The following is a 24160-nucleotide window of genomic DNA, read 5'->3' as shown; positions in this document are numbered from 1 at the left end:
TTTCGCTCTAATACTTCGAGACTAGCAGCAAACATAAGTTAAGCCTACCTCGGCAGCTTAGTTTTTAGTCGATAACTAATTCTTTATAATGAGTGTGAGTCATCACTTCCACGCTACCAGTTATGGCACCGTGGTGAATGCGGCACAGCACTAAGCTGGGCTGAGTGCCGGGGGCGCTAACCGCTAGCTCCCCTGCTGCGTTCCAGCCGCCGCTGTTACCGCAGGTTTGCCAGCCGCCTGTGATGGAAACGTGGTTGGCGAGCAGTACCGGAAACTGGTGCCGTTGTGCTATGGCGGCAAGTAGCTCGGCATCTTTGGCGTAACCGCCTGGGGAGATCAGAGCGCTGGCTAGGTATACGTCCGCTTGTTGGGCGGCGGCGTTAGCGGCGTGGCTTGGGTGGGTAAAGTCGGCACAAACGGCTAGGGCTATGCGGGTGCCGTTTACGTTGATCAGGCCGCTTTCGTGGCCGGGAGCACAATAGACATCCTCCCCTTCGTGAAGGTGCTGTTTTAGGTAGAAGGTGTGTTCACCGTTGGGGAAGCAGATCACCGCTGCAATGTAGGGTTTGCCGTTTGGGTTATGCAGCGGGCAGCCTGCAATCACCACCGTGTTAGTAGCTACGGCGGCGGCAGTGAGCGTGGCAAAGATTTTATCGTTGCGGGGCATAGCCAACTGGCTGAGTAGCGCCAGCTCGTAGCCGGTGAGCGAGAGTTCGGGAAAGGCCACCATGTTGGCCCCCAGCGCAGCAGCGCGTTCTATGTAAGTCAGGTGCGTTTGTAGGTTTTCGTCTACCGCCGCTTTGCTAATGGGCAATTGGGCGAGTGCAATGGTGATGGGGGCGGCTGTGGTGGTTGTCATTTTTAATCGCTTATCTGTATGGCTGCTGGAATGGTCACGGGCTAAAGCCCCCGTCCACTGTGCCTTTATAGGGCTTTTTGCCATACAAGAAGGTAAGTATCGCTTCTCGGTTAAAAACAAATGCGGCTAGGTGATGTTTGGCCAGACGATAACACCCCGCAGTAGCGAGGTGATACTGGCAATCATGGTATTGGCATAGGCTCTGCTAAACGAATGCAGTCTCTTGAAAACTTACCCGTGCAGTCACGCCAGCATGCCAAACTTGAAGCTGCGAATAATCTTCTTTCCAATTCACCTCTGGCAGCCTGAAGGCTAGATAATCCAGCGCTACGGCAATAGCGATTTTACCCAGGTTGATAGTTGAGGCCTGCTGTTCTTCGCCAAACTCACTGTTCAGCTGCTTCAACAGCCGCTGAATGGCTCGCGAACGCCGCTGGCCGAGCTCGCTATCGTCAATCTCGTTGCCATAATGCTTTCTGGCAATCACGGTGGTGAATGCGGCATCCATCAGGTTTTGGCCTAGACCCGCCAAGTGCAGCACATCCCCCTGGCTGGCTGCTGGCAGCATTGCCGGGTTGGGGCTTACGCTCTCCAGGTAAACGGCAATCAGCATGGATTCACTAAGCGTGGTGCCCTCCTCCGTGACCAGCGCGGGAATGCGCCCGGCGGGGTTGGCCTTTAAGAGATCGGCATCGTCTGCCCAGGGGTCGCACCACTTCAGCGTCACGGCGTCCGCCAAGCCTTTTTCCAGTAATACGATGCGCACCAGGCGCGCATAGGGCGAGGTGGCGTTTAGGTAGAGTTCCATTGTTATTTCCCTAGTTGCTCGCTCAACGCGACGAGGTCTTCAGCCACAAAATCCCACGCTTCTTCTGCGTCTAAATCTTTGCTTTGGTGGGGCCCATACTCTGTGCGACGGGGGATAAACGCCGTTTTCAGTCCCAATGCACGGGCAGCACGCAGGTCAGCATTATGCGCCGCGCACAGCATTACCTCTTCCGGCGGTAGGCGTAGCAAGCGGCAAGCCCCTAAATAAACCTCCGGGTCAGGCTTGTAGTGCTCGAATAACTCGGCGCAAAAAATCATATCCCACGGTAGCTTGGCGTGACGGGCAACATCGACCATTAATGAGACATTACCGTTGGTCAACGTTGCGATGATGGCGTGCTCTTTCAGGCGCTGTAGGCCCTGTGGTACATCTGGCCAGGGTTCTAATTGGTGCCAAAAGTGATTGACGCGATCAATGGTCGCTTCGTCTAGCGCAATCCCCTGTTGATCGAGTAGCTTGACTAAGCTTTCTCGATGCAGCTCATCTAATACCGTCCAGGGGATTTCCCCTCTGCGTACTCTATCCATGGAAGGCGCATAAAGCTGCCGCCATTGATCCGCCAGCTCTTCACTGGGTAGATCAATCCCCAGTTCTTTCTCAAGCCCCCTGAACTGATGAATCAAGCTGGAGCGCCAATCAACAATAGTGCCAAATACGTCAAACACGATGGCTTTCATTCGTATCTCCTTGATGGATGGTTATTGCTGACGGCGTCGTTAGGTGGCTAGAAGAACTCCGGGCTTATTTAGGCTTTTTTCACAAAGTGGGCGGTCACCATCATGTCGCCGACGCCGTCGACCTTACAGTCTAGTTGGTGATCCTTGCTGTCCATTAATCGCTTGATCACGGCTTTGGTGCCCACCTTGAGTACCAGCGAGCTGCCTTTGACCTTGAGGTCTTTGATCATCGTTACCTTATCGCCTTCCGCTAACAGCGTGCCGTGGGCATCTTTTACCGTCACGGTGTCTTCCGCCGCAGCTTCAGCAGGGTTCCATTCGCGGGCGCATTCGGGACAGATGAACAGGCGTTGATCCTGATAGACAAATTCAGATTGGCAGTTTGGGCAAGGTGGGCACGGCATGAGTGATGACTTCTGTGGTTTGGTTTAGGCTGATGATGATACTTAGCCAGAGGCACCGTGGCGAATGCCTTCACGCCAGCCCAAGAAAGGAGAGCCAGGATGAACAAACGTGACCTGGAAGCGACCTACCGTGATTACATCACCTGCCTCAATAATCAGGACTGGATGAACCTTGGCCAGTTCGTGCATGACGATGTCCACCACAACGGCAAGCGCCTAGGCGTTAATGGTTATCGCGCCATGTTGGAAGCCAATTACGAGCAGATACCAGATCTTCACTTTAACATTGAGCTGCTGGCCGTTGATTCACCGCATGTTGCGTGCAGGCTGCGATTCGATGTCACCCCCAAAGGTAGCTTCCTCGGCCTTGCGGTGGATGGCAAAAAAGTGATGTTTTGCGAGAACGCGTTCTACCGCTTCCACGATAATAAGATTCAGGAAGTCTGGTCGGTGATCGATAAAGTCGCGATAGAAGCTCAGCTGGGCTAAACATTCTGGTTATCTCCATTCACAAACGAATAGAGCAGAATATCGCATTCGGCTGAGCGCCCGCCAAGCGCGTCCGAGAGGTCGGGGCCGGGATGCAGGCGGCCCGGCCAGCGCAGCACCATGATCGCCAGAACGTTGCGGTGTTCACCACCCGCCAGCTCGTTTTCCCCCTCGGGCGAGGGAATGATGCCGCTGGCCGGGTCGATCGCCGCCACCAGCGCCTCGCGCACCCGTCCCACCAACGGGTGGTCCTCGCGGCCGGCCAGCAGGAAGGCCAACGCCACCTCGGCCTGGATGTCGGCCGTGGCGCGGGCCATGATACCGGCCGTCTCCCGTTCCAGCGCTTCCAGCACCCAGGCGTGCACCTCCGGGTCCACCTTCCGCTGGTAGTAGCGACTGTCAGCGATGACGAAGTGGGTCAGGCCATAGAGCCAGTTACGGTACTCGGCGTCGTTGAGCCCGGCAACTCGATCAGGCGGGTAGTGGCGTCGGAAGGCTTCTTCCACCTCCCGGCGCAGGTCCATCACGCCGAGCTGGTGAAGGAAGTACTTATAGTTGGCCACCTGAGCGGCATAGATCCCGATCACCGCGGGGTCGGTCAGGAAGGCCGCCCAGTCAACTTCTGCCTGGTAGCCCAGCGCCCGCTCGTGGTCCTCAATGGCCGGCAGCAGGCCGTGGTACTCGGCCTGGACCAGCCTGAACAACAGCCCCCGGGCGAAGGCGATCTCCTCCCACTCACTCAGCATGGCGCGCCGGGCACGCTGCTTGGCAGTGCGCTGCGAATAGTCGGCAACGATCGCCCGGCTGCGGGCAGCCGCGTACCCGGGCTCGGCCAGGCCGACGATGTCCTCCTCGAGTCGCGCCAGTAGTCGCTCGCCGTAGGCGTGATTGAGGGCGCACCAGCGCTGCTCGCCAGTCAGGCGGTAGAGCCGCTGGGCAAAGTGGCGCTGCTTGTCCTCGGACAGCGTCGGCAGCGCCTGCTCGTAGATCTCCTGGATGGCCAGACCGGCGTCGCGCTGGACGTCACGCTCCGCATGAGGCTCCATGGCGGCGCAGCCAGCCAACACCAGCACAATCATCAGTGAAAAGAGCTTTTTCATGACGGCCCCTTGGTGGCGTTCACTATCGATAGGCCATCATTGCACAGTTGATGAGCAATTAGGTGTTAGCTGATTGCTCAGAAAAAAAGCGCCCTGAGGGCGCTTTTCATAACGGCTAGCGATTAGAAAGAAGTCCATTTCTCGGTGTCTTGCTTGCCACCAACCACGTGAGTCGGCAAGCCTTTGTTGGCCCGCGGCTGGCTGTCACGCGCTCTTGGCGCTGCGGGTAGCGCGCGTTGGTTTTGGCCGGTGGTCGCTCCTCTAAAGAACGATACCTCCTTCAACAACGCTTCCGCTTGGCTTTGCAATGAACGCCCTGCCGCACTGGACTCTTCCACCAAACTCGCATTCTGCTGGGTGACACTGTCCATTTGCGAGACGGCGGTGTTTACCTGCTCGATACCTTGGGACTGCTCGCGGCTGGCAGTGGCAATCTCACCCATCAACACCGAGACGCGCTTAACGCCATGAACGATACCTTCGAGCGACTTGCCTGCTTGGTTGACCAGACTTGAGCCGTTGTCGACTTGGCCGATACTCTCCTCAACGAGCTTTTTGATATCTTTGGCGGCTTCAGCACTACGCCCTGCCAGGTTGCGTACTTCGTTCGCCACTACCGCAAAGCCACGCCCCTGCTCGCCCGCACGTGCGGCTTCTACCGAGGCATTCAGCGCCAGCAAATTGGTCTGGAAGGCGATTTCATCGATCAAGCCGACGATACCGGCAATCTTGCGGCTTGAGGCGTTGATACCTTCCATTGCCTTGATGGCTTGACCTGCGATCTCGCCCCCGGCGTTAGCTTGCTGGTTAACATCGTGCACGAGCTTGTCGGCTTCGGATGCGTTGTCGGCGTTCTGACGCACGGTCGAGGTGATTTCATCCATCGATGCCGCGGTCTGTTCGATGCTGGAGGCTTGTTCCTGCGTCCGGCGGCTGAGGTCATCAGTGCCTAGCACGATTTCGTCGGCGGCGACATTCACGGATTCGGCGTTATTACGAACGGACATGACCACCTGCGAGAACTTGGCTTCCATGCTCTTTAACGCCCTGAGCATCACACCAAATTCATCCTTGGCTGAAGCGTCGACGTTATTATCGAGCCTGCCTTCAGCCATGGTGTTGGCGAGTGCTTGCGCCTTGCCCAGCGGTGTCATGATGCCGCGAACCAACCATATTGAGAGCAGAATGCCGAAGATGATCGCCGCCACCATAACGCCTATAACGAAGTTGCGCGTCCAAACATAGTCGCTTGATGACTGCTGGTTATTGGCGGCGGCTTGGGCGCTGTTAAGGTCGATAAGGCCCTGAATCGCCGTGAGCACTTTAGGGTATTCAGCACGTAGCGTGGTGGTGGCTATCTCTCTGGCGGCGTCATAATCATTGCCAATCATTGCCGCGTTGATATCGTCAATACCGGCACGCAGACTGGCTAGCGACACGATAAAGCTTTCGGCTATTGCACGCTCTTGATCACCAGAAACACGCTCAGGGAAGTAATCATTCCAGGCGGCGTCGATAATGGCATCGTTCTCCGCAACCTCTTGTTTCGTTGTTATAGCAGATGCCGGGGTTCGATCACGCTGCTCGGCCGTTATCTTTACCCGGTTGCCGAGCAGTGCTTGGTTGACCTTAATAAGATCACCCAAGGTGAGTACGTTCCCCTCATAAGTCCTATTGAGGGCATCGTTGGTTTTGCTGAGACTGGAAAGACCGATAATACCGACAACAATTAACATCAAGATGCACGCGCCTAAACTCACGGCAAGCCGCAGTTTAACGCTTCGATTCAGAAGTAGCATGGGGGGATCTCGTGAAAGCCCGCAGCGCGTTGCATTGGGCAGGTGGAAGCCACCTCGGTAACTTCAAGCGTTTAGACCCAACACATCTTGATACCAAGCAAAATGCATTATCGGCACGCGCACAGAAACATTAAATTTTATTAACTTATAAAGCGCCAATTTCTTATGTCATTACATGCTGCCCGCCCCCTTTGATGGTCATTAACTTATCATCTGCATGACACAGCTTTGTCACCTAGGAGCGCTAACGTTGCATTGTGAGTCACAATCAAGTGATCTCATACATTGCAGAAGGTGATCCAATGGAGCCTGTTCAATCCTCTGACTTAATGCTCCGCATCGAGAAAATGGGGGTGACATATCCTGGGAATGTTCTCGCACTCCGACCCACCACCGTTGATTTCCACAAAGGGGAGTATACGGTTCTACTCGGTCTTTCCGGTGCAGGTAAATCTACGTTACTGCGCTCCCTTAACCACTTGGTGCGGCCCAGCACCGGCAAAGTGATCTCGGCCGAACTAGGTGCGCTCGAAACCATTACTACGGTACGCCGCCATCGGTGCAAAACCGCCATGGTTTTCCAGCACCATCAGCTCATTGAACGCCACACTGCGCTCCAGAATGTGCTGATGGGTCGGCTTGCTTACCACAGCACCTGGCGCAGTTTGTTTCCGCTACCCAGGCAGGAACAGGAGCTTGCCCTGCACTGCCTGGATCGCGTAGGCCTGGCTGAGAAGGCGCTTACCAGGGTCGATCAGCTTTCCGGAGGGCAGCAGCAACGCGTGGGCATTGCTCGTGCCTTGGCGCAGCAGCCCGCCATGATCCTGGCGGACGAGCCAGTGGCCAGCCTTGACCCGGCAACCTCTGAGCGAGTGCTTACATTACTGCGAGACATATGCCGTGAAGATGGTATTACCGCCATCATTTCACTGCACCAGCTGGAATATGCCCAGCGGTTTGCTGACCGCATTATTGGACTAGCGAATGCCCAAATCGTTTTCGATGCAGCCCCGGCACAGTTACAGCAATGCCACCTGGATGAGATTTACCACGGTGCGCCAGGGGTTTTGCCCGAAGCCGATGAAACCACCAACCCCACCCCTCAATCCGCGAATACCCCTTCGATAAAACTGGAGATTGCACAATGAAACCGCTATTCAGCTTTTTCTTCGCTATCTGTCTTATGGCTGGAATGACCGTGTCGGCCTTAGCTGCGGATTCTGATCCAAATCCAGACCTGTTAAAAGTCGCGCTGCTCCCTGATGAAAACGCTTCTGAACTGATCAAACGCAACCAGCCATTGAAAGACTATCTTGAAAGTACGCTTGGCAAAGAAATTGAGCTAATTGTCACTACAGATTACTCCTCCATGATCGAAGCCATGCGTTTTGGTCGCATCGACCTCGCCTACTTCGGGCCCCTCTCCTATGTAATGGCAAAAAGCAAAAGCGAGATCGAACCCTTTGCGGCCATGATTGTGGATGGCAAGCCCACCTACCGCTCCATCATTATTGCCAATGTCGATTCCGGCGTTGAGTCTTATGCCGATATCGAGGGCATGAAGATGGCCTATGGCGACCGAGCCTCCACTTCAAGCCACCTGATTCCCAAAACCGTGCTGCTTGAATCGGCGGGACTGGAAGCAGGAGAGGATTATGAAGCCCATTTTGTTGGCTCCCATGATGCCGTGGCGGTGAACGTTGCCAATGGGAATGCAGATGCAGGGGGACTATCGGAAGTGATCTTTGAACATGTGATGGACCGCGGCCTGATAGATCGCAGCAAGGTTAGGGTGTTGGGTCACAGTGGGGAGTATCCGCAGTACCCCTGGGCGATGCGTTCCAACTTGAACCCGGAACTCAAGCAGGAGATACAAGACGCTTTCATTAGCATTGATGATGAAGAAATCCTGAGCAACCTGAAAGCCGAAGGTTTCGCCGTTATCACTGACTCCGATTACGATGTGATCCGGGAAATGGGTAGTCTGCTCAACCTTGACTTCGCCAAGATGTAAGGGGGCGTTATGAATCAGACTAAAACGGATCCGCCGGCCCTTTCTTCATTTTCTCCTGACGCGGTGCTGGCCGAACATGCGCGCGGCTGGCGGAGTAAGCTCTTCCAAGTGGGCTCGTTACTGGCAGTGGTTCTCCTGGCTAGTTGGTACGTGGACTTGCTGGATTTTCGCACCCTAGCCAACGGGGTTCCTGCCATCGCCACCCTGCTGGGTGAATCGCTACCTCCCGATTTCACCAATGCCAGGGATTGGATGTCTCCGTTGGTCGATACGCTCGCCATGAGCATTGCTGGCACGGCAATAGCGGTCATCGCTTCCGTGCCCCTGGCGTTCCTGGCTGCTCGCAATACCTCGCCCCATCCCGTGGTCTTCCACGTAACCCGCACGTTGCTAAATGCTCTGCGCTCGGTGCCCGAGTTGATTATGGGCATTATCTTCGTTGCTGCAGTGGGTTTTGGCGCCTTGCCGGGCGTGCTAGCGCTCGGCCTTCATTCCATCGGGATGGTGGGTAAATTCTTTGCCGAAGCGATTGAGCATGTCGACCCAGACCCAGTGGAAGCCGCCAATGCCGCTGGCGCGACTCGATTACAGGTTCACTGGCACGCGGTGCTGCCGCAGGTTCTTCCGCAGTTTGCCGATGTCTCCATCTATCGCTGGGAATACAATTTTCGCGCCTCTACGGTGATGGGCATGGTGGGGGCTGGCGGGATCGGCTTCGAGCTAATGGGCTCTTTACGTGTCATGCAGTACCAGGAAGTCAGCGCCATCCTGATTGTCATACTCGTTATGGTGACGATGGTGGATAGCCTTAGCGGCCATCTTCGTAAGAAATTCAAGTAAGGAAATCAAATGAAACCAAGGGTTTTCATTACCCACCGGGTACATAACAGTGTGCTGGAAAGGCTGGAACAGAGCTGTGAATTAATCACCAACCAGTCAGACACTACCTTGCCCGCCGCCGAGGTAAAGGCCCGCGCGGCAACCGCAGATGGCATGATGGTGTTTATGCCGGATCGGGTCAGCGAGGAATTTCTAGCTGGCTGCCCCAAGCTGAAAGTTATTGGCGCCGCGCTGAAGGGATACGATAATTTCGATGTGGAGGCCTGTACGCGTCATGGCGTTTGGCTGACCTTCGTACCGGATTTGCTGACAGTGCCAACGGCTGAACTCACCATAGGGCTAACCATTAGCCTAATCCGACATGTTCGGGCAGCCGACGAGTATGTTCGTTCTGGCCAGTTCAGGGGGTGGCAGCCAATGTTCTATGGGCTTGGGATTGCAGACGCCACCGTGGGTATCGTCGGCATGGGCCCCATCGGCAAGGCTGTGGCAACACGGCTCAACGGCTGGGGGGCCACCTTACTGTATTCTCAGCCAGATGCCTTGCCCGCTGCTGAGGAGGAAACGCTCGGCGTGGCGCGCAAGTCGCTTGAAGAGCTGCTCGGGCAAGCCGACATTGTCATTTTGGCCCTGCCGCTCAATAAACAAACCCTGCATACCATGAACGCTGCGCGCTTGGCCCTGATGAAACCAGGCGCCTATTTGATCAACCCATGCCGGGGTTCTGTAGTGCAGGAAGCTGCCGTTTTGGAAGCATTGGAGTCTGGGCAGTTGGGCGGCTACGCAGCGGATGTTTTTGAAATGGAAGATTGGGCTCGAGAGGATCGTCCGCAAGAGATTTGCCCCACTTTGCGAGCCCATCCCAACACGCTATTCACGGCACACATTGGCTCTGCCGTCCAGGATGTGCGCCTGATGATTGAACAGCGTGCTGCCGACAACATTCTGCAAGCGTTACAAGGAGAACGCCCTCAGGATGCGGCTAATTCGCCCACTATCACTGAGACAACTCCATGCTGAACTTGGTCTGGCTGAAAAGTTTTACCACACTGGTTCAGCACCGACGTTTTCAGGCCGCCGCCCAAGCTCTCGGTATCGCACAACCCACGCTTTCACAGCACATTCAAAAGCTCGAAGAGCAGCTAGGTGCCCTGTTGATACGCCGCAGTAAAACGGGATGCGAGCCCACCAAAGCAGCCCTGGCACTTATGCCTCTAGCGCTTAGTATGTTGCAACTGGACGAGCGTGCCCGAGAAGTCGTTAGCGGTACGCGTTTACGCGTAGGGGCAAGTTCCAACATCGGTATTTACATGCTCCAGCCCTACGTGAGCACGTTCAAGAACATTCCGGCGGTACCTGAGCTGGACCTTGTGATTGATAACAATCCAAACATTGCCAGACAATTGACCAGCGGCGAGCTGGATATTGCGGTGATGGAGTGGTGGAACCCAAAACCTGGCTTCCAGGCAATGGATTGGCGACAGGAACCCGTGGTTTTAATTACCCGACCAGATCACCCCTATGCGGGCTGGCATGAAATAGACCGGGAAACCCTTGCCGGAATGAGCTTGCTTGGTGGTGAACCCGGAACAGGTACTGGCCGGTTGCTGGCAAATTTCTTCGGCGAAAGAGGGCCGTTTCCGAAGGTTTCAATGCAACTGGGCAGTACCGAAGCGGTTAAACAGGCTGTCAAAGCTGGCCTTGGCGTATCACTGGTGCTGGCAGCTTGCATCGAAGAGGAGATTCAAGCGGGCACCTTGTGTGCCATCCCGGTCAGTGATGCCGCATTGGCAAAAAAACTGATGGTCATTTGCCCTGAGACGCTTGCGCGGCAACCTCCAGTTTCCACTTTCGTCAGCCATATATGTCAGTGAAAATTGAGTGACATCTTTAGAGCCAGGGAAGGCGTGTGGGTGGCTAAGAATAGGTGCCATTGAGACCAACCCCCGCAAGCTTCACTGAAGCGTTAATCGGCATCGCGCAGCCGCACGCCTTCACTTTCGCTCCATAGGGCAATGGCGGCGTCATAGTCGTTGATGGTCATGGTGCGGTAGTGCATTAGGCGGCTCTCATTGGGTGGCGGCGGTGTCTTGATCGTTCTGTTCGGCTGGCTGTTGGAAGTGATCCTTTTGCTCGGCCCATTTCAGCAAAGCATCCAGCGCCGGGCAGAGCGTTTGCCCCCATTCGGTCAGGCGGTACTCCACTTTCGGCGGCACCTGGGGATAGACTTTACGGGCCACGATGCCATCCGCTTCCAGTTGGCGCAGCTGTTGGGCGAGCATTTTCTGGGAGATATCGGGGATGAGTTTTTCGAAATCGGAGTAGCGCTGCACTTTTCCATCGAAGAGATGAAAGAGAATAATGAGCTTCCAGCGCCCTTCCAGCATTTTTAATACATTTTCCACATCGCTTGCGGCGGTAGCGGGCGTATAAATCTTTCTCATGGGTGAGCCACTTACCTTTTTGTGCGTTCTTGATAACGCGTCAGTCTAGGCAGAAGATTCTCGCATATTAACCCTTGCGAGAGATGACCATCATGAGTTTGTCACTGCCAGACGCGATCAGCACTTATTTCCGCATCAGCAACGGGGCGGATGTTAGCCATATTGCGCAATGCTTTACCCACGATGCCTGTGTGTTCGACGAAGGCGAGACGCACCGCGGGCACACCGCTATTCAAGCGTGGATGCGCGCCACCCGCGAGAAGATTGAGTATCGCGTCGAGCCAGTCAGTGTTTCCCACCAAGGCAATAAGATGGCGGTTACCGCCACCGTGACCGGCAACTTCCCCGGCAGCCCGGTGCAACTGGACCATGCTTTCCAGCTTGCCGAGTCGCAAATCCAGTCATTGGAGATCCACTAATGAACCTGAACTTGAACGGGCGACGCGTATTGATCACCGGCGGCAGCAAAGGGGTTGGTGCGGCCGTGGTGGCACTCTTTCGAGAGGAAGGCGCGCAAGTGCTAACCACCGCCCGTACTCGCCCCACCGACCTGCCCGATGAGCTGTTTGTAACTGCTGACCTGACGACAGCCGAAGGCTGTGCCACGGTGACCGATGCGGTCAACGATCGCTTGGGCGGCGTCGATATTATCGTTCACGTACTGGGTGGTTCATCCGCGCCCGGCGGCGGGTTCGCTGCCCTTGGGGAGGAAGAGTGGCAGCGAGAGCTCGACATCAACCTGTTTCCCGCTTTGCGGCTGGATCGCGCCCTGCTGCCCGGCATGCTAGCCCAGGGCGATGGAGTGATTATCCACGTGACCTCCATTCAGCGTGAACTTCCCCTCCCCGAATCAACTACGGCTTACGCGGCGGCCAAGGCGGCGCTCTCCACCTATAGCAAGAGCTTGTCCAAGGAAGTGTCGCCCAAAGGGGTGCGTGTGGTTCGGGTGTCGCCGGGCTGGATCGAGACGGAAGCCGCCGTTGCGCTGGCCGAGCGGATTGCCCACGACGCAGGCACCGATTACGCAGGCGGCAAGCAGATCATCATGAATTCGCTGGGCGGCATCCCGATTGGCCGCCCTTCGAAGCCTGCAGAAGTGGCCAACCTGATTGCGTTTCTGGCATCACCGCTGGCAGCCACCATCACGGGAACGGAGTACGTGATCGATGGGGGTACGGTGCCGGTTGTTTGAGGACAGTTTGAGGGCGGTTTGAGAGTGGTTTATACCGCCCCCTTGGCTTCCCGGCCTGCGATGAGGGCTAGCGATTGTTCGCAAGCTACATTGCCCTACTGACGATTAGCCATTAAAACCGGTGTTCAATAAACCTTATTCGGTGAGGCACTGGTTCTTTACGTCTGGGTTTTGTTGATGGTCTTGGTGAGCCCGATAGGCTCTGTAGAAGTTGACGACTCCTCCGGCGAGAAACAGCAGGCTGGCGAAAATAAACTGAGCACCCAAATAGGTGTGCAGTGCATGGGCAAGCGGTGTCTGATAGCTCGGCCAGAGATAAGGAATCGAGGCGGCCAAAAACAGGATGGAGCCAATGACAAACGAGATGGCAACAGCATTGAGTAGCTGCAAGACCACTAAGGTTCCCGCCTGAGTGATCTGCGTCACGTTGACCGTCGCGCCAATCGTAAACAGAACACTGCCAACGATAAAGCACCAGGCGCCCCCTCTTTCCCAGCCCACGCTGGGCAGAAACAAGGCGCTGCCTATCAGGAACAGTACACTGCCGATGATATACCCTGCCGACATTATAAACTCGAGCATGGTCTTCTTGCCGTGCGAGGGGTGACGGCGGTAATAACTGATGATTTCTATGCAATCGTTTGCCGCCACCGCTAGATAGAATAACGAGCCCAAAATGAACAGCCCGGCCCCTGCCGCCATGTATTTTTCAAAGGCTGGCAGGAAGAAGACACTGCCTATCACAAAGGCAGCGGCACCCGCGATATAGGCTGAAGCATTTAGGCCTTCCCAGAAAAAACTATCTTTGGGTAACGACGTTCGATAACTGCGTTTTCGGTTAGTGATGTGATGCGGCATGTCACGTCCTTATGTTTACACGAGCTAACAGAATGGCCGTTCCAGCGCTGATTTAAACACTCATCAAGTTTGCCCACGCCACTCGGCAGTTTAGCAGGCTATTGCATTTTACTGCCCGAAGCTGATGCCCAGCCGTAGTGCTTGTAGACCATCAAATTCGACCGTGACTTCATCAGAAAACAGGGGGTGGCCCTGTACTGTCAAATCCAGCGTTGCTTGCGAGCCGCGATAAGTGACGGTGACAGCTATATCTGCTGAGGTGCTAACGGGCGCCAGCACATCATACTCAACGTTATCAATGCTAACAGCGGAGAGGCCACGGTCATCCAGCTGTTCTTGGATTTCCCGCTCAACGACCACGCCGTAATAGAAGTAAATACCCGTGTAGCCAAGCGCTACTATTACGATTAGTGAAAGGAGCTTTCCCATTGTTTCTCTCAGTTTTATAGAATCTTGAAGGGTGACAGCGGATTGCTGGGCTGAAACCGGTGGCGGCGCCTCGCTGTGCGAGCATCGCCCATCAGCGACTCTGGGAGATTATCATCATCCGGGTTAAAACTGGTGTTCTTCACTCACCTCCCTACACGCCCTGACGCTTTCGGCCAACTCACTCACCAGGCCATGCACACGCTCTATGGCTTCATCAGGCGTGTTGGCATTTTCGATACAATCGACGAGCGCAGAGCCAACGACGACCGCATCGCTGAAGCGGCCAATGGTGGCGGCCTGCTCGGCGGTACGAATACCAAAGCCCACGGCAATGGGTAGCTCGGTGTGTTCGCGCAGTTGATTTACTGCGCCTTCCAGCCGTTCTGGCGTGGGTGCACTTCCACCAGTGACACCGGCCACGGAAACGTAGTAGATAAACCCCGAGGCATTGGCCAGCACTTTGGGCAGTCGCTTGGCATCGGTGGTCGGCGTGGCTAGGCGAATAAAATCAATGCCGTGCTGGGCCGCTGGCGTGCAGAGTTCCTCATCGTGCTCGGGCGGCAGGTCTACCACGATCAGGCCATCGACCCCGGCCTTGGCAGCATCGGTCAAGAAGCGCTCGACGCCGTAGCAGAAAATGGGGTTGTAGTAGCCCATCAGCACAATGGGCGTGGTGCTGTCTTCTGCACGGAAGCGGCGCACCATTTCCAGCGTTTTGGCTTGGGTCTGGCCGTTGTTCAAGGCACGCAGCGCGGCTTTCTGGATAGCAGGGCCATCGGCCATGGGGTCGCTGAATGGCATACCGAGCTCGATGATATCCACCCCCGCTTTTGGAAGCCCATGCAACAGGCGGCGGGAGGTGTCGGCGTCCGGATCGCCAGCGGTGAGGTAACTCACCAGCGCTGGGCGGTTTTGCTGCTTGAGCGCAGCAAAGCAGTTTTCAAGACGTGATTTATGGGTCATGACGTTCTCCTGAGTCGCGCTCATAGCTGTTTAACCCCGAATTTTTCACCCAGGTGATGGGCTACGCTCATCATGTCCTTGTCACCACGCCCGCTAAGGTTGACCACCATTAAGTGCTCGCGTGGCAGCGTAGGCGCACGCTTGGCGACTTCGGCTAAAGCGTGAGCGGTCTCCAGAGCGGGGATGATGCCTTCCTGTTGACAGCAAACCTGGAACGCTTCCAGCGCTTCGTCGTCGGTGGCAGAGACGTACTCGACCCGCCCCTGCTCGTGCAACCAGGCGTGCTCTGGCCCAATGCCGGGGTAATCCAGCCCTGCGGAAATCGAATGGGCATCGATAATCTGGCCATCTTCGTTTTGCAGCAAGTAGGTGCGATTGCCGTGCAGTACACCTGGCGTGCCGCCGTTCAGGCTGGCTGCATGCAGGCCGCTTTTCACGCCCTTGCCACCCGCTTCTACGCCAATCATCTTCACGTCGAGGTCATTCAGGAAGGGGTGAAACAGCCCCAAGGCGTTTGAACCGCCACCAATGCAGGCCACCAGCGAATCTGGCAGGCGACCTTTCTTTTCCAGCATTTGGGCGCGGGTTTCATGGCCGATCACGGCCTGGAAATCGCGCACCATGGCCGGGTACGGGTGTGGTCCCGCCACGGTGCCAATGATGTAAAAAGTGTCGTCGACATTCGTTACCCAGTCACGCAGCGCTTCGTTCATGGCATCTTTTAGCGTACCGGTGCCCGAGGTAACGGGAATCACTTCCGCGCCCAGCAGCTTCATGCGGAATACGTTGGGTTGCTGACGCTCTATGTCGGTGGCGCCCATGTAGATGACACAAGGCAAACCAAAGCGCGCCGCCACGGTAGCGGTGGCAACGCCGTGCATGCCTGCGCCGGTTTCCGCGATGATGCGTTTTTTACCCATCTGCTTGGCCAACAACACCTGACCAATGCAGTTATTAATCTTGTGCGCGCCAGTGTGGTTGAGCTCTTCGCGTTTGAGATAAATACTCGCACCGCCGAAGTGCTCGGTCAGCCGCTCGGCAAAGTAGAGCGGGCTGGGTCGCCCCACATAATCACCCTGAAAATAGGCCAATTGGCGCTGGAATTCGGGGTCGCTCTTGGCAATGGTGTATTCGTCTTGCAGCTCTAGAATTAGCGGCATTAGGGTTTCGGCGACAAAGCGGCCACCGAAGCTGCCAAATAGGCCGTTGGCATCCGGCAAGCTTGAAGATAAATCCATTGGTTTATTCATCACGACCTCTGAATGCGATTGAGCGGAGCAATTTAAGATTGTGATGAAGATAGCGCAGGCAGGCGGTGATAAAAATCGATAAGATGTCAGCAACATGTGAGATTAAGTCAACTGTCAGCAGGATACTCCATGCAACACAGCATGCCCCCGCTTAGCGCCCTGCGCGCCTTTGAAGCCACCGCCCGTTTGGGTAGCGTGACCGCCGCTGCCGATGAGCTTAACGTGACTCACGGCGCGGTCAGCCGCCAGTTAAAAAGCCTGGATGATCATTTTGGTATCGCGCTTTTTGCCAAAGCGGGCCGAGGTATTGCGCTTACGCCACATGGCGAAAAGCTGCAAATCGGTGTGGGAGAGGCGTTCGACCGTCTCAAGGATAGTTGCGCAGCGCTCAAACGTGATGTGGAAGAAGCCCCCTTCACTCTCGCCTGCCCTGGCAGCCTGCTAGCACGCTGGTTGATTCCCCGCCTGGATCGCTTGCACCGCGAGTTGCCTGAGCTCAAGCTAAAAGTCGTGGTGAGCGAAAGCGAACAGCCGGGTACGCAAACGGATGCCAGCGCCACCCTGGCATTTGCCGAGCCGCCCTGGCCCACAGGTGTTGAGGTATTCGAGTTGATGGCGGAGCAGATATGTGCGGTGGCAAGCCCACAGCTGGCGGCCCAGTGCGATGCGACCAAGCCCGAATCGCTGTTTGCCAATAAGCTCTTGTATACATCTTCCCGCCCCCAGGCGTGGCCGCAGTGGGCCACTGCCAAAGGGCTAGAACTGGCACAGCTTGAAACGGCGCTAAGCAAAGGCCAGGGGTTCGATCACCTTTACTACTTGATGGAAGCGGCAGTGGCGGGCTTGGGCGTGGCGATCGCCCCCAAGTTGTTGGTAGAAGACGACCTGAAGAGTGGCAGGCTGTTGGCCCCCTGGGGAAGTATCCAAACCCCTGCGCGTCTGTGCCTGTGGTTACCCGGCCAAACCAACGTTCTCACTCAACCCCGCCGCAGCGAGCCACTGGCGGAGTGGCTCAAGCGGGAGTTGGCAACTGATCAACGCAGTGCGTTAACACTCAATAGCGTTTAGCCCTTACTAGCGGATAATCTCGCTAATTGAGCGCTTGCCATCCAGTAGTAAGTACTCCTGATTGACCAAATCGGGCTTTTGCACAGCGTGAAGTAGCGCATGGGCAACGTTGGCGCGGGAGATTTGATTGTCGCCTGCTTCCTCAATTGAACTGGCGAACCGCTGACTGGCGGCTTCGTCGGTCAAACGCCCAGGCTTAAGAATAACGTAGGGCATACCGCTATTACGAAGGTGGGCATCAGCAGCAAATTTCGCGGCCATGTAGGGGCGCATTTTTTCGGGCGCCTCTAGTGGTTTTTCTGCACGCATGGCGCTAATCATGATGTAGCGGGAAAGGCCCTTTTGCTTAGCGATATCGGCGGTACGAATGGCGCCAAAAAGATCAATCATCAGCGTTTTGTCTGGCCCGGTGTGAGGCCCTGAGCCCGCCGTAAAGACCACTTGGTCGCAGCCGTCAAAGGCGTGCTCAAACTCGTCCTCTAAATCAGCTACCACGGTATCGATGCCGTGCTCTTTGAACCAGGCTGCCTGCTCTTCACTGCGAATCATTGCCTTGATGGGCGTGCCCGCTTTTTGGGCCAGTTCGCAAAACTGTTTGCCAATCTGTCCGTTCGCGCCAATCACTAACGTTGTCATAACGGCTCCTTATGAATGAGTTACTTATTAATAAGTGCAGGCACCTAGGCTTAATTCAACCTATTGCTGATTAATTCTCCCCTGCACCGGCACTTTAACAAGGACTAGTGGCCTCTCTAACGCTTTGTAAACCGGCAGCGAGACGCCGACATAATGGCTTAAGCGTGAACTTGAGGTGGTAAAGCTATAATGAATCAGTGAGCGCTTTGCGCCTAGTGGTTACCTGGAGGGGTCTATGACCGAGGGAGAACACAGTGTCGGTATTGATGCGAGTAACGATGCTCATACCCGAGCACGTTATATATCGCAAATTCAGCGTATTTCTTCGACTGCTAAAGCAGACATCTCAGCAGGCAGAGCCAGTTATCTTGAGGCAGCAGAGTACTGCCATGCGATGCGCAACAAAGTCATGGAGGAGTATAGGAAACTGACAAGCGAGCAGGGATTGGCGAAAGCAGAGCAGATAAAAAAAACACCACCTAGCCTTGCTGATCTTTTCGAGCGATACGCGCAACAACTATTTGGTTGTTCGTACCAAGACCTCTCAGCTGAACAGCAGCAACGCATACACCACGAGGTTATTGAAGCTTCTGGCCGCAGCAATGCTGAAGTCTGATCCAAGCACTTCAGCATCAATAATTGCCAGCTCTTCGATACGAACGCTAAATTCGGCGCTCACGCATTCAAGCCACGACTCCAAACACACGACCGATGGCAGAGGTTAGCGCCATTGCAAGCGCGCCCCAAAACATCACTCTTGCTGCAGCTTTAAAAATAGGTGCACCGCCGACTCGAGCCGCAACAGCGCCCAACAAAGCCAGGAAGAGCAACGAAAACAGCGCTACCAAAGGAGTTAATAATGATGATGGTGCCCACCAGGCGACCAACAGTGGCAAAAGCGCGCCCGCGGTAAAGGTCGCTGCTGATGAGAGAGCGGCCTGGAGGGGGCGAGCCTGCCCAGTGTCGGTGATGCCAATCTCATCTCTAGCATGAGCGCCTAGAGCGTCGTTCGTCATTAATTGCTCAGCAACTTGACGTGCCAATTCAGGCTCTAAGCCACGAGTGATGTATATGTCGGCAAGTTCTTCCTGCTCAAGTTCGTAATGTTCAGCCAGTGCTTTACGCTCAATGTTAAGATCGGCGTGCTCAGTGTCGGATTGCGAGCTCACCGACACATACTCCCCCGCCGCCATCGACATAGCGCCAGCCACCAGGCCAGCAACGCCTGCCAGCATGATCTCACTCTGCGCAGTGCTGGCCGCTGCAACACCGAGGATGAGGCTACTGGTAGACACAATGCCGTCATTGGCGCCGAGCACTGCAGCGCGCAACCAGCCGGACCGGTGAGAGCGATGATGCTCTGTATGGATCATGGGTTTATTTCCATCGTTGTTGAGTCGCGGGACTGGGTTTTAAATACACTGGGCTCCTTCAGAGCCTAGCAGGTCTTTTATGAAAACGACCGACTAGCAATTTTTTGCATTTACGCTTTGCAGCAAGAAATCTATTAGTTATTACGCCCACCCTGTAAGCAATAACCTACAAGAACGTAAGTAATTGCTTACAAAGCTGTCAGTTATAACTTACAAAAAAAGCATGGAAATAATGGTAAAATTAAGAATATTTAGTGAGCAGCTCGCCTCAAACGTATGTACAAATCTTGAGGCTTGTCGGTACCTCTAGATAAAAATTCTAACCGACAAAAAAATCATTAGGGAATCTCATGTTGAAACGTTCTATTACCGCCTCTATTGCACTGTTAGGTGCGACAACTGCACTTACATTAAGCGCGACCACTTTTGCTAATGATCATCAAGGCGAAATCAATCCGTGGCAACATTGCGGCATCGGCGCTGCTATTTTTGATGACAACACTACCGCTGCAGCGATCTCAAACGTTATTTGGGACTCAGGCACCACTGCCGTGACTTCAGCAACTATTTCACCTGGTTCTTGTGAAGGCGAAGAGATCAAAGTAGCTCAGTTCATCGATGAGACGTACGACCAACTCGCGATGGAAGCAGCCATGGGAGAAGGTAACCACTTAGCCGCTGCACTCGGACTGGTAGGTTGTGACGCTGGCGATGCTACTAGCATTTCTCAGCTACGTAGCGACTTGAGTGCTGTAAGCGCCGACTCTAGCTACTCCTCTATGAGCCATAATGACAAAGCCTACAGCTTTTACACTAGCTTAAATCAAGCGGCTGCCAACTGTTCAGCCAGCTAATGCCTTACGTGGGCTGGCCCAGTCAGCCCACTTCGCTTCCTATAGGACATATTTCGCATGCCGCGGCTTTGGCTGACGATTCTTTTACTTTGTTCACTATCGTCCACCTTTGTTCACGCAAATGTCGCGACCCTCTCTCAAGACTCCCAGTGGTTATCACTGCTGCACTTTGACCGTAAAACCCCCTTCTCACCCCCTAGAAGTGCCGTTATCGACAGTGCCTTTTTCCTTGCTGAAAATGGACGTTATGACCCCCAGGCAGAACTAGCTGCTACGCTTGCCGCCTTACGCAAGCCACCTGAGGCATCTGGCAGCCACGCAAGTTGCCGCTTCCCTGCACGAGCAATTTGGCTGTCAGCCAAAATAGGTGAGCAGTGGCCGAGCACTGCGTGCCCCGAGTTTGAGGAATGGCAAGCTCAGCATCAGGGCTCTGAAATAGGCCTGATGTTTGCCACGGGCTATCTGGGTAACCCAGCCTCATTTTTTGGCCATGTAATGCTTCACTCTTCCGTGCCAGAAGCGCAAAGCTCGACTTCTAATGCGCAGTATCTGCTAGATACCAGCTTGAATTTTGGTGCTGATGTACCCAATGACGAAGGGTTGATTACCTACATGGCAAAGGGCCTTTTGGGCGGCTACGACGCGCAGTTTTCAAATGCTTCGTTCTATCGCAATACCACGCTTTATTCTGAACGAGAGATGCGCGACTTATGGCATTACCAATTAGGCTTTACAGAGGCAGAAGTATCCCTATTAACCGCCCACTTATTTGAGATTATTGGCAAAGACTACGAGTACTTATTTTTATCTCAAAACTGTGCCTCCCGAATTGCTAGAACACTGGAGCTGGTCGTAGAGAATGACCTTACACCTGGCTTTTCGCCATGGGTAGCGCCTGAGGATCTATTAAGGGCTTTGAGCAACACCACGCACCATGACAGCCCTTTATTAGTCAAAACGCGCCAAATACCTTCAAGAAGGCTTATTACCCAACGCTCTTTCAATGCCCTAAATAGTGATCAGCAACGTGCAGCAAACGCCGTATGGCCTTCCGAAAATGATTTAAGAATGGAGGCGCAGTCGTTTTCTGAGTTATCAGCAGTGCAGCGTAGTGACGTCTTGGATACGCTGCTTAGTCATGCCTCTTTTTTGCGCCAAACGGGCGACACAGAGCAATTGCCGGAAATAGAGCGTCAACTGCTTCAAGCACGGTTACGCCTTCCTACCGGCCGTGCCGAAGTGAACTATGAAACATCGCCTGCAATACATGAAGTAGCAGCGCCCTCATTGGTAGGTTTCAGTGGGGTTCATAACAGCCACTCTACTAATAGCACTCGTCTAAGGTTTCGACCTCTTCAGTACGATTTGCTCGATACCAATCAAGCTCGTATGCCCAATTCGGCTGTTGAAATTACTACTGTAGAAATTAATGCCGATGATCAAGGCGTATCGTTAAACCGCTTGGATCTTTTTAACGTTACCAATTTACATACTAATGCCATAGCGCTCCCTACCCTGCCACAAACGGCATGGCAAATATCTGCGGGCATTGAGAGGAACCGGCTAAGTTGTCGGCGCTGCTTTGATGGTGTTGCTAATGTGCTAGCCGGTAAATCATGGTCATTGGGGTCACATTTACCTTATTTTTTAGCAGGTGCGCAATTGCGAACACAGCGGCATTATGATGGCATGGCGGTACCGATGGTGAAGGCGGGCATAGTGAGTAGTTGGTCACCAAGCCAACGCACCCACATTCAGTTATCACATCGCAGTAATATGGGTTACAGCGATCGCCAACGAACAGAGTGGCAATTACAGCATCGTTTTGCCCTATCCACTGAGTGGGACATGCGGTTTGAATTTCAGCATGACTATTCCGCTAACGAAGCGAGTATTGGTCTATCCCGTTACTTTTGAGTAAACACTGAACAGTTTCCCTCTTTTGGCGTTAACGCTTCAGGGGATGTACGCTTATTGAACGAACATTCAATTAAGGAATTCCCATGCAACGCCGTTTACTGGTTACGTCAATTTCCCTGGGCCTTTTCGCTGCTGCTACCACCGTGCTGGCCGAAACATCGCCGTTGGAACAGCAGATAAAAGATCTGCAGTCATTCCAGGTCATTGCCCACCGCGGCGCCAGCGGCCATGCGCCGGAAAGTACGATGGCGGCCTATGAACTGGCCCATGAGTGGGGTGTCGATTACCTGGAACTGGACGCGCAAATCACCTCGGACGGTGAGGTGGTGGTGTTTCATGACGACACTATTGGCCGCACCAGTGACGGCGAAGGCGAGATCAATGATTACACGCTGGAAGAACTGAAAGCACTGGATACCGGCACGTGGTTCAACGAGCAAAACCCTGACAGTGCCGACACAGCCTTTGAAGGCACTCAAATACTTACTTTGGATGAGTTATTGGAGCACTTTGGGCACGATGCACGCTACTACATAGAAACCAAGTCGCCGCAGTTGAACCCTGGCCTGGAAGAAGCGTTGGTAGCGCTGCTGGAAGAGCATGACTTGATCGAGAGTGGTCGGGTCCTGGTCCAGTCTTTCGAGCAAGATAGCCTGCTGAAAGTGCACGAATTAAACGAGAACATCCCGCTTATTCAACTGGTCTGGTATTACCCCAACGAAGAGGAGAATGGCCGATTGGTGGAGTGGACGGACGTGACGCCGGGGCCAGAAGAGATCACCGATGAGGACTTCCAGGCAGTGGCGGATTATGCAGTCGGACTGGGCACCAATTTCATATACGAAGGTGAGGAAGTGATTGACGGTGACTTCATCCGTCAGGCGAACGACAACGGCCTACCGGTACATGTCTACACCATCAATGAAGCCGATGAGATGGAGCGTTTGATGGAAATGGGCGTCAACGGTCTTTTCACCAACTATCCTGATCGTCTGCTCGAACTCATAGAGTAAGCCGCTTATAAGCACTCCGTACGCCCAGCCTGGCTGGGCGTTTTTGGTGAATCGCTTTAATGGCTAAATTCGGCGGCTAGGCCAGGTCGAGCTGCGCCACTACCTGCTCCACTCGTTTGCAGTCATCCCCTTGTAGTGCTTTAAGCGGTTGAGGCAAGCAGGGTTGGCTGACCTTGCCGGTTACCTCTGCAATGGTGGCCGCTACCCGCAAGCTGCCACCATATTCACGATAAAGCGCCCATAACGGCTCAAGCGCACTGGAAAGCGCATTAACCTGCTGGGTATCTCCCGCTTGAGCAGCCCGGGTCAGCGCCAGTGCTGTGTGGGGATAGAGCCCGCCAATAACGGAGTACCACGCATCACAGCCAGCGCTTAGCCCTGTAGCGGCGGCCGGATCCCCACTGATACCAATGGTGACCTCTGAAGGAATGAGTGCGCGCAGCCGCGCCACACGCTCACGCGCTTTCTCAATATCATTCACCACAGGCGGGATCTTGATAGAGCGAACCTGTGGCAACTGAGCGATACGTCCGTGCAGCTCATCGCTGAAATCAAAATGGGTGGTGCCAGGATTGTCATACACGCATAGCGGAACACTCAGCGAACGGCTGACGGTTGCATAGAGCTCGTACACTTCATCGTCGGTCAGCTTTTGATAGGACACCGGCGCCAGCAATACCCCACTGGCTCCGGCTTGCTGGGCACATTCCGCATTAGCCAGCACATCGCGAGTACGCAATGCGCCTATGCCTACGACAACAGGCACGCCTCCGGCGTTTTCGACACTGAGATTGGCCACGCGGGCGCGCTCTTCAACGCTTAAATAGGCGTAGTTGCCGGTCGACCCCAGCACACCAATGGAGTCCACACCTGCCGCGGCCAAGTGCTTCACTAAGCGAATAAACTCACACTCTTGAACGCCCTGTTCGTTCATGGGGGTTAGCGGAAATGCACTCAGGCCGGTGAACATGGCGGATGATCCTTTTAGGATGGCAGAGGAGAATTTTCAAATAGCCTTAATGAAATGTGTATCGCACAGACGCTTAACCATTAAGCTCAAGCTCTCTTGAGCGCCGCGAAGCATAAGTCAATCTAAATTGACAAAATTAAATGAACAAAAATTAAAAAACAACTGCCACCAAGAGCCCT

At 54.5% G+C, this 24160-nt stretch carries 27 protein-coding genes; 13 read left to right on the top strand and 14 right to left on the bottom strand.

All coding sequences use genetic code 11. The features are described from left to right. Positions 1-64 precede the first annotated feature (64 nt). The 4 genes from HUO07_RS00895 to HUO07_RS00880 form a co-directional block, all read right to left on the bottom strand. Positions 65-859 (bottom strand): carbon-nitrogen hydrolase family protein, encoded by a 795-nt coding sequence (locus tag HUO07_RS00895; RefSeq protein ID WP_176301988.1) that lies wholly within the window; start codon positions 857-859, stop codon positions 65-67. A 205-nt stretch (positions 860-1064) separates the two neighbouring features. Further along, complete coding sequence (locus HUO07_RS00890; protein WP_176301987.1) at positions 1065-1667, bottom strand: glutathione S-transferase N-terminal domain-containing protein; 603 nt, start codon at positions 1665-1667, stop codon at positions 1065-1067. A 2-nt stretch (positions 1668-1669) separates the two neighbouring features. After that, positions 1670-2365, bottom strand: coding sequence for a haloacid dehalogenase type II (locus tag HUO07_RS00885; RefSeq protein WP_176301986.1), 696 nt, complete (start codon positions 2363-2365; stop codon positions 1670-1672). Between the two features lie 68 nt (positions 2366-2433). Next, the gene (locus HUO07_RS00880; protein WP_176301985.1) at positions 2434-2769 is read right to left on the bottom strand and encodes a zinc ribbon domain-containing protein YjdM; all 336 of its coding nucleotides are present in this window, start codon (positions 2767-2769) and stop codon (positions 2434-2436) included. Positions 2770-2868: 99 nt separating this feature from the next. Between HUO07_RS00880 and HUO07_RS00875 the strand changes: the two genes are divergently transcribed. Next, a complete protein-coding gene (locus HUO07_RS00875) occupies positions 2869-3258 on the top strand; it encodes an ester cyclase (RefSeq protein ID WP_176301984.1) in 390 nt (129 codons plus the stop codon). On the opposite strand, the gene HUO07_RS00870 is transcribed toward HUO07_RS00875, so the two are convergent. After that, complete coding sequence (locus HUO07_RS00870) at positions 3255-4358, bottom strand: DUF3541 domain-containing protein (RefSeq protein ID WP_176301983.1); 1104 nt, start codon at positions 4356-4358, stop codon at positions 3255-3257. The genes HUO07_RS00875 and HUO07_RS00870 overlap by 4 nt on opposite strands. Before the next feature lie 122 nt (positions 4359-4480). Continuing rightward, complete coding sequence (locus HUO07_RS00865; protein ID WP_176301982.1) at positions 4481-6157, bottom strand: methyl-accepting chemotaxis protein; 1677 nt, start codon at positions 6155-6157, stop codon at positions 4481-4483. Between the two features lie 302 nt (positions 6158-6459). Here HUO07_RS00865 and phnC point away from each other — a divergent pair, with 302 nt between their 5' ends. Genes phnC through HUO07_RS00840 form a run of 5 tightly spaced genes read left to right on the top strand, consistent with a single transcriptional unit; the run spans position 6460 to position 10885 of the window. Further along, a complete protein-coding gene (gene phnC / locus HUO07_RS00860; protein WP_176301981.1) occupies positions 6460-7305 on the top strand; it encodes a phosphonate ABC transporter ATP-binding protein in 846 nt (281 codons plus the stop codon). Then, complete coding sequence (gene phnD / locus HUO07_RS00855; protein ID WP_176301980.1) at positions 7302-8171, top strand: phosphate/phosphite/phosphonate ABC transporter substrate-binding protein; 870 nt, start codon at positions 7302-7304, stop codon at positions 8169-8171. The genes phnC and phnD overlap by 4 nt, the downstream gene beginning before the upstream one ends. A gap of 9 nt (positions 8172-8180) precedes the next feature. Next, positions 8181-9011 carry a phosphonate ABC transporter, permease protein PhnE gene (phnE, locus tag HUO07_RS00850; RefSeq protein WP_176301979.1) on the top strand — a complete coding sequence of 277 codons (831 nt, stop codon included), beginning with the start codon at positions 8181-8183 and terminating at the stop codon, positions 9009-9011. A gap of 9 nt (positions 9012-9020) precedes the next feature. Further along, positions 9021-10031, top strand: a complete 1011-nt coding sequence (locus tag HUO07_RS00845; protein ID WP_176301978.1) for a phosphonate dehydrogenase — start codon at positions 9021-9023, stop codon at positions 10029-10031. Beyond that, positions 10025-10885 (top strand): LysR family transcriptional regulator, encoded by an 861-nt coding sequence (locus tag HUO07_RS00840; protein WP_176301977.1) that lies wholly within the window; start codon positions 10025-10027, stop codon positions 10883-10885. Before HUO07_RS00845 ends, HUO07_RS00840 begins: the two co-directional genes overlap by 7 nt. Positions 10886-11080: 195 nt before the next feature. Here the strand turns inward: HUO07_RS00840 and HUO07_RS00830 are convergent, their stop codons facing one another. Continuing rightward, complete coding sequence (locus HUO07_RS00830; RefSeq protein ID WP_176301976.1) at positions 11081-11455, bottom strand: winged helix-turn-helix transcriptional regulator; 375 nt, start codon at positions 11453-11455, stop codon at positions 11081-11083. Between the two features lie 92 nt (positions 11456-11547). Between HUO07_RS00830 and HUO07_RS00825 the strand changes: the two genes are divergently transcribed. Then, positions 11548-11874: a nuclear transport factor 2 family protein gene (locus HUO07_RS00825; RefSeq protein WP_176301975.1), complete on the top strand. Its 327-nt coding sequence runs from the start codon at positions 11548-11550 to the stop codon at positions 11872-11874. Next, entirely contained in the window at positions 11874-12647 is a 774-nt protein-coding gene (locus tag HUO07_RS00820; RefSeq protein WP_176301974.1) for an SDR family oxidoreductase, read from the top strand. Before HUO07_RS00825 ends, HUO07_RS00820 begins: the two co-directional genes overlap by 1 nt. 135 nt (positions 12648-12782) lie before the next feature. On the opposite strand, the gene HUO07_RS00815 is transcribed toward HUO07_RS00820, so the two are convergent. The 4 genes from HUO07_RS00815 to trpB all read right to left on the bottom strand — a co-directional run bounded on the left by HUO07_RS00815 (position 12783) and on the right by trpB (position 16147). Continuing rightward, positions 12783-13505 carry a YrhK family protein gene (locus HUO07_RS00815; RefSeq protein WP_176301973.1) on the bottom strand — a complete coding sequence of 241 codons (723 nt, stop codon included), beginning with the start codon at positions 13503-13505 and terminating at the stop codon, positions 12783-12785. 108 nt (positions 13506-13613) lie between these two features. Continuing rightward, positions 13614-13934, bottom strand: coding sequence for a hypothetical protein (locus tag HUO07_RS00810; protein WP_176301972.1), 321 nt, complete (start codon positions 13932-13934; stop codon positions 13614-13616). A gap of 123 nt (positions 13935-14057) precedes the next feature. Next, the gene (gene trpA, locus HUO07_RS00805; RefSeq protein ID WP_176301971.1) at positions 14058-14897 is read right to left on the bottom strand and encodes a tryptophan synthase subunit alpha; all 840 of its coding nucleotides are present in this window, start codon (positions 14895-14897) and stop codon (positions 14058-14060) included. A 20-nt stretch (positions 14898-14917) separates the two neighbouring features. Beyond that, positions 14918-16147 (bottom strand): tryptophan synthase subunit beta, encoded by a 1230-nt coding sequence (gene trpB, locus HUO07_RS00800; protein WP_217908741.1) that lies wholly within the window; start codon positions 16145-16147, stop codon positions 14918-14920. Between the two features lie 129 nt (positions 16148-16276). Between trpB and HUO07_RS00795 the strand changes: the two genes are divergently transcribed. After that, positions 16277-17215 (top strand): LysR family transcriptional regulator, encoded by a 939-nt coding sequence (locus HUO07_RS00795; RefSeq protein WP_176301970.1) that lies wholly within the window; start codon positions 16277-16279, stop codon positions 17213-17215. A 6-nt stretch (positions 17216-17221) separates the two neighbouring features. On the opposite strand, the gene HUO07_RS00790 is transcribed toward HUO07_RS00795, so the two are convergent. Beyond that, the gene (locus HUO07_RS00790) at positions 17222-17851 is read right to left on the bottom strand and encodes an SDR family oxidoreductase (protein WP_176301969.1); all 630 of its coding nucleotides are present in this window, start codon (positions 17849-17851) and stop codon (positions 17222-17224) included. Positions 17852-18086: 235 nt separating this feature from the next. On the opposite strand from HUO07_RS00790, the gene HUO07_RS00785 reads away from it, so the two are divergent. After that, the gene (locus tag HUO07_RS00785) at positions 18087-18467 is read left to right on the top strand and encodes a hypothetical protein (RefSeq protein ID WP_176301968.1); all 381 of its coding nucleotides are present in this window, start codon (positions 18087-18089) and stop codon (positions 18465-18467) included. A 67-nt stretch (positions 18468-18534) separates the two neighbouring features. On the opposite strand, the gene HUO07_RS00780 is transcribed toward HUO07_RS00785, so the two are convergent. Beyond that, positions 18535-19224 (bottom strand): VIT1/CCC1 transporter family protein, encoded by a 690-nt coding sequence (locus tag HUO07_RS00780; protein WP_176301967.1) that lies wholly within the window; start codon positions 19222-19224, stop codon positions 18535-18537. A 350-nt stretch (positions 19225-19574) separates the two neighbouring features. Between HUO07_RS00780 and HUO07_RS00775 the strand changes: the two genes are divergently transcribed. The 3 genes from HUO07_RS00775 to HUO07_RS00765 all read left to right on the top strand — a co-directional run bounded on the left by HUO07_RS00775 (position 19575) and on the right by HUO07_RS00765 (position 23011). Next, a complete protein-coding gene (locus HUO07_RS00775; RefSeq protein WP_176301966.1) occupies positions 19575-20078 on the top strand; it encodes a DUF3015 family protein in 504 nt (167 codons plus the stop codon). A 57-nt stretch (positions 20079-20135) separates the two neighbouring features. After that, a complete protein-coding gene (locus HUO07_RS00770; protein ID WP_176301965.1) occupies positions 20136-21995 on the top strand; it encodes an Lnb N-terminal periplasmic domain-containing protein in 1860 nt (619 codons plus the stop codon). An 86-nt stretch (positions 21996-22081) separates the two neighbouring features. Beyond that, positions 22082-23011: a glycerophosphodiester phosphodiesterase family protein gene (locus HUO07_RS00765; protein WP_176301964.1), complete on the top strand. Its 930-nt coding sequence runs from the start codon at positions 22082-22084 to the stop codon at positions 23009-23011. Positions 23012-23087: 76 nt separating this feature from the next. Here HUO07_RS00765 and HUO07_RS00760 read toward each other — a convergent pair whose 3' ends face one another. After that, positions 23088-23981: a dihydrodipicolinate synthase family protein gene (locus HUO07_RS00760; protein ID WP_176301963.1), complete on the bottom strand. Its 894-nt coding sequence runs from the start codon at positions 23979-23981 to the stop codon at positions 23088-23090. Between the last annotated feature and the right edge of the window lie 179 nt (positions 23982-24160).

Origin of the sequence: Vreelandella maris (assembly GCF_013371085.1) — a bacterium.
Taxonomy (GTDB): domain Bacteria; phylum Pseudomonadota; class Gammaproteobacteria; order Pseudomonadales; family Halomonadaceae; genus Vreelandella; species Vreelandella maris.
Note: the sequence above shows the minus strand (reverse complement) of the source record. Positions and strands in the feature narration are given on the sequence as shown.

Bases quoted from the DNA above. Each gene is read 5' to 3' on its own strand.
- HUO07_RS00895 (WP_176301988.1), bottom strand. From the start codon at position 859: ATGACAACCACCACAGCCGCCCCCATCACCATTGCACTCGCCCAATTG.
- HUO07_RS00890 (WP_176301987.1), bottom strand. From the start codon at position 1,667: ATGGAACTCTACCTAAACGCCACCTCGCCCTATGCGCGCCTGGTGCGC.
- HUO07_RS00885 (WP_176301986.1), bottom strand. From the start codon at position 2,365: ATGAAAGCCATCGTGTTTGACGTATTTGGCACTATTGTTGATTGGCGC.
- HUO07_RS00880 (WP_176301985.1), bottom strand. From the start codon at position 2,769: ATGCCGTGCCCACCTTGCCCAAACTGCCAATCTGAATTTGTCTATCAG.
- HUO07_RS00875 (WP_176301984.1), top strand. From the start codon at position 2,869: ATGAACAAACGTGACCTGGAAGCGACCTACCGTGATTACATCACCTGC.
- HUO07_RS00870 (WP_176301983.1), bottom strand. From the start codon at position 4,358: ATGAAAAAGCTCTTTTCACTGATGATTGTGCTGGTGTTGGCTGGCTGC.
- HUO07_RS00865 (WP_176301982.1), bottom strand. From the start codon at position 6,157: ATGCTACTTCTGAATCGAAGCGTTAAACTGCGGCTTGCCGTGAGTTTA.
- phnC (WP_176301981.1), top strand. From the start codon at position 6,460: ATGGAGCCTGTTCAATCCTCTGACTTAATGCTCCGCATCGAGAAAATG.
- phnD (WP_176301980.1), top strand. From the start codon at position 7,302: ATGAAACCGCTATTCAGCTTTTTCTTCGCTATCTGTCTTATGGCTGGA.
- phnE (WP_176301979.1), top strand. From the start codon at position 8,181: ATGAATCAGACTAAAACGGATCCGCCGGCCCTTTCTTCATTTTCTCCT.
- HUO07_RS00845 (WP_176301978.1), top strand. From the start codon at position 9,021: ATGAAACCAAGGGTTTTCATTACCCACCGGGTACATAACAGTGTGCTG.
- HUO07_RS00840 (WP_176301977.1), top strand. From the start codon at position 10,025: ATGCTGAACTTGGTCTGGCTGAAAAGTTTTACCACACTGGTTCAGCAC.
- HUO07_RS00830 (WP_176301976.1), bottom strand. From the start codon at position 11,455: ATGAGAAAGATTTATACGCCCGCTACCGCCGCAAGCGATGTGGAAAAT.
- HUO07_RS00825 (WP_176301975.1), top strand. From the start codon at position 11,548: ATGAGTTTGTCACTGCCAGACGCGATCAGCACTTATTTCCGCATCAGC.
- HUO07_RS00820 (WP_176301974.1), top strand. From the start codon at position 11,874: ATGAACCTGAACTTGAACGGGCGACGCGTATTGATCACCGGCGGCAGC.
- HUO07_RS00815 (WP_176301973.1), bottom strand. From the start codon at position 13,505: ATGCCGCATCACATCACTAACCGAAAACGCAGTTATCGAACGTCGTTA.
- HUO07_RS00810 (WP_176301972.1), bottom strand. From the start codon at position 13,934: ATGGGAAAGCTCCTTTCACTAATCGTAATAGTAGCGCTTGGCTACACG.
- trpA (WP_176301971.1), bottom strand. From the start codon at position 14,897: ATGACCCATAAATCACGTCTTGAAAACTGCTTTGCTGCGCTCAAGCAG.
- trpB (WP_217908741.1), bottom strand. From the start codon at position 16,147: ATGAATAAACCAATGGATTTATCTTCAAGCTTGCCGGATGCCAACGGC.
- HUO07_RS00795 (WP_176301970.1), top strand. From the start codon at position 16,277: ATGCAACACAGCATGCCCCCGCTTAGCGCCCTGCGCGCCTTTGAAGCC.
- HUO07_RS00790 (WP_176301969.1), bottom strand. From the start codon at position 17,851: ATGACAACGTTAGTGATTGGCGCGAACGGACAGATTGGCAAACAGTTT.
- HUO07_RS00785 (WP_176301968.1), top strand. From the start codon at position 18,087: ATGACCGAGGGAGAACACAGTGTCGGTATTGATGCGAGTAACGATGCT.
- HUO07_RS00780 (WP_176301967.1), bottom strand. From the start codon at position 19,224: ATGATCCATACAGAGCATCATCGCTCTCACCGGTCCGGCTGGTTGCGC.
- HUO07_RS00775 (WP_176301966.1), top strand. From the start codon at position 19,575: ATGTTGAAACGTTCTATTACCGCCTCTATTGCACTGTTAGGTGCGACA.
- HUO07_RS00770 (WP_176301965.1), top strand. From the start codon at position 20,136: ATGCCGCGGCTTTGGCTGACGATTCTTTTACTTTGTTCACTATCGTCC.
- HUO07_RS00765 (WP_176301964.1), top strand. From the start codon at position 22,082: ATGCAACGCCGTTTACTGGTTACGTCAATTTCCCTGGGCCTTTTCGCT.
- HUO07_RS00760 (WP_176301963.1), bottom strand. From the start codon at position 23,981: ATGTTCACCGGCCTGAGTGCATTTCCGCTAACCCCCATGAACGAACAG.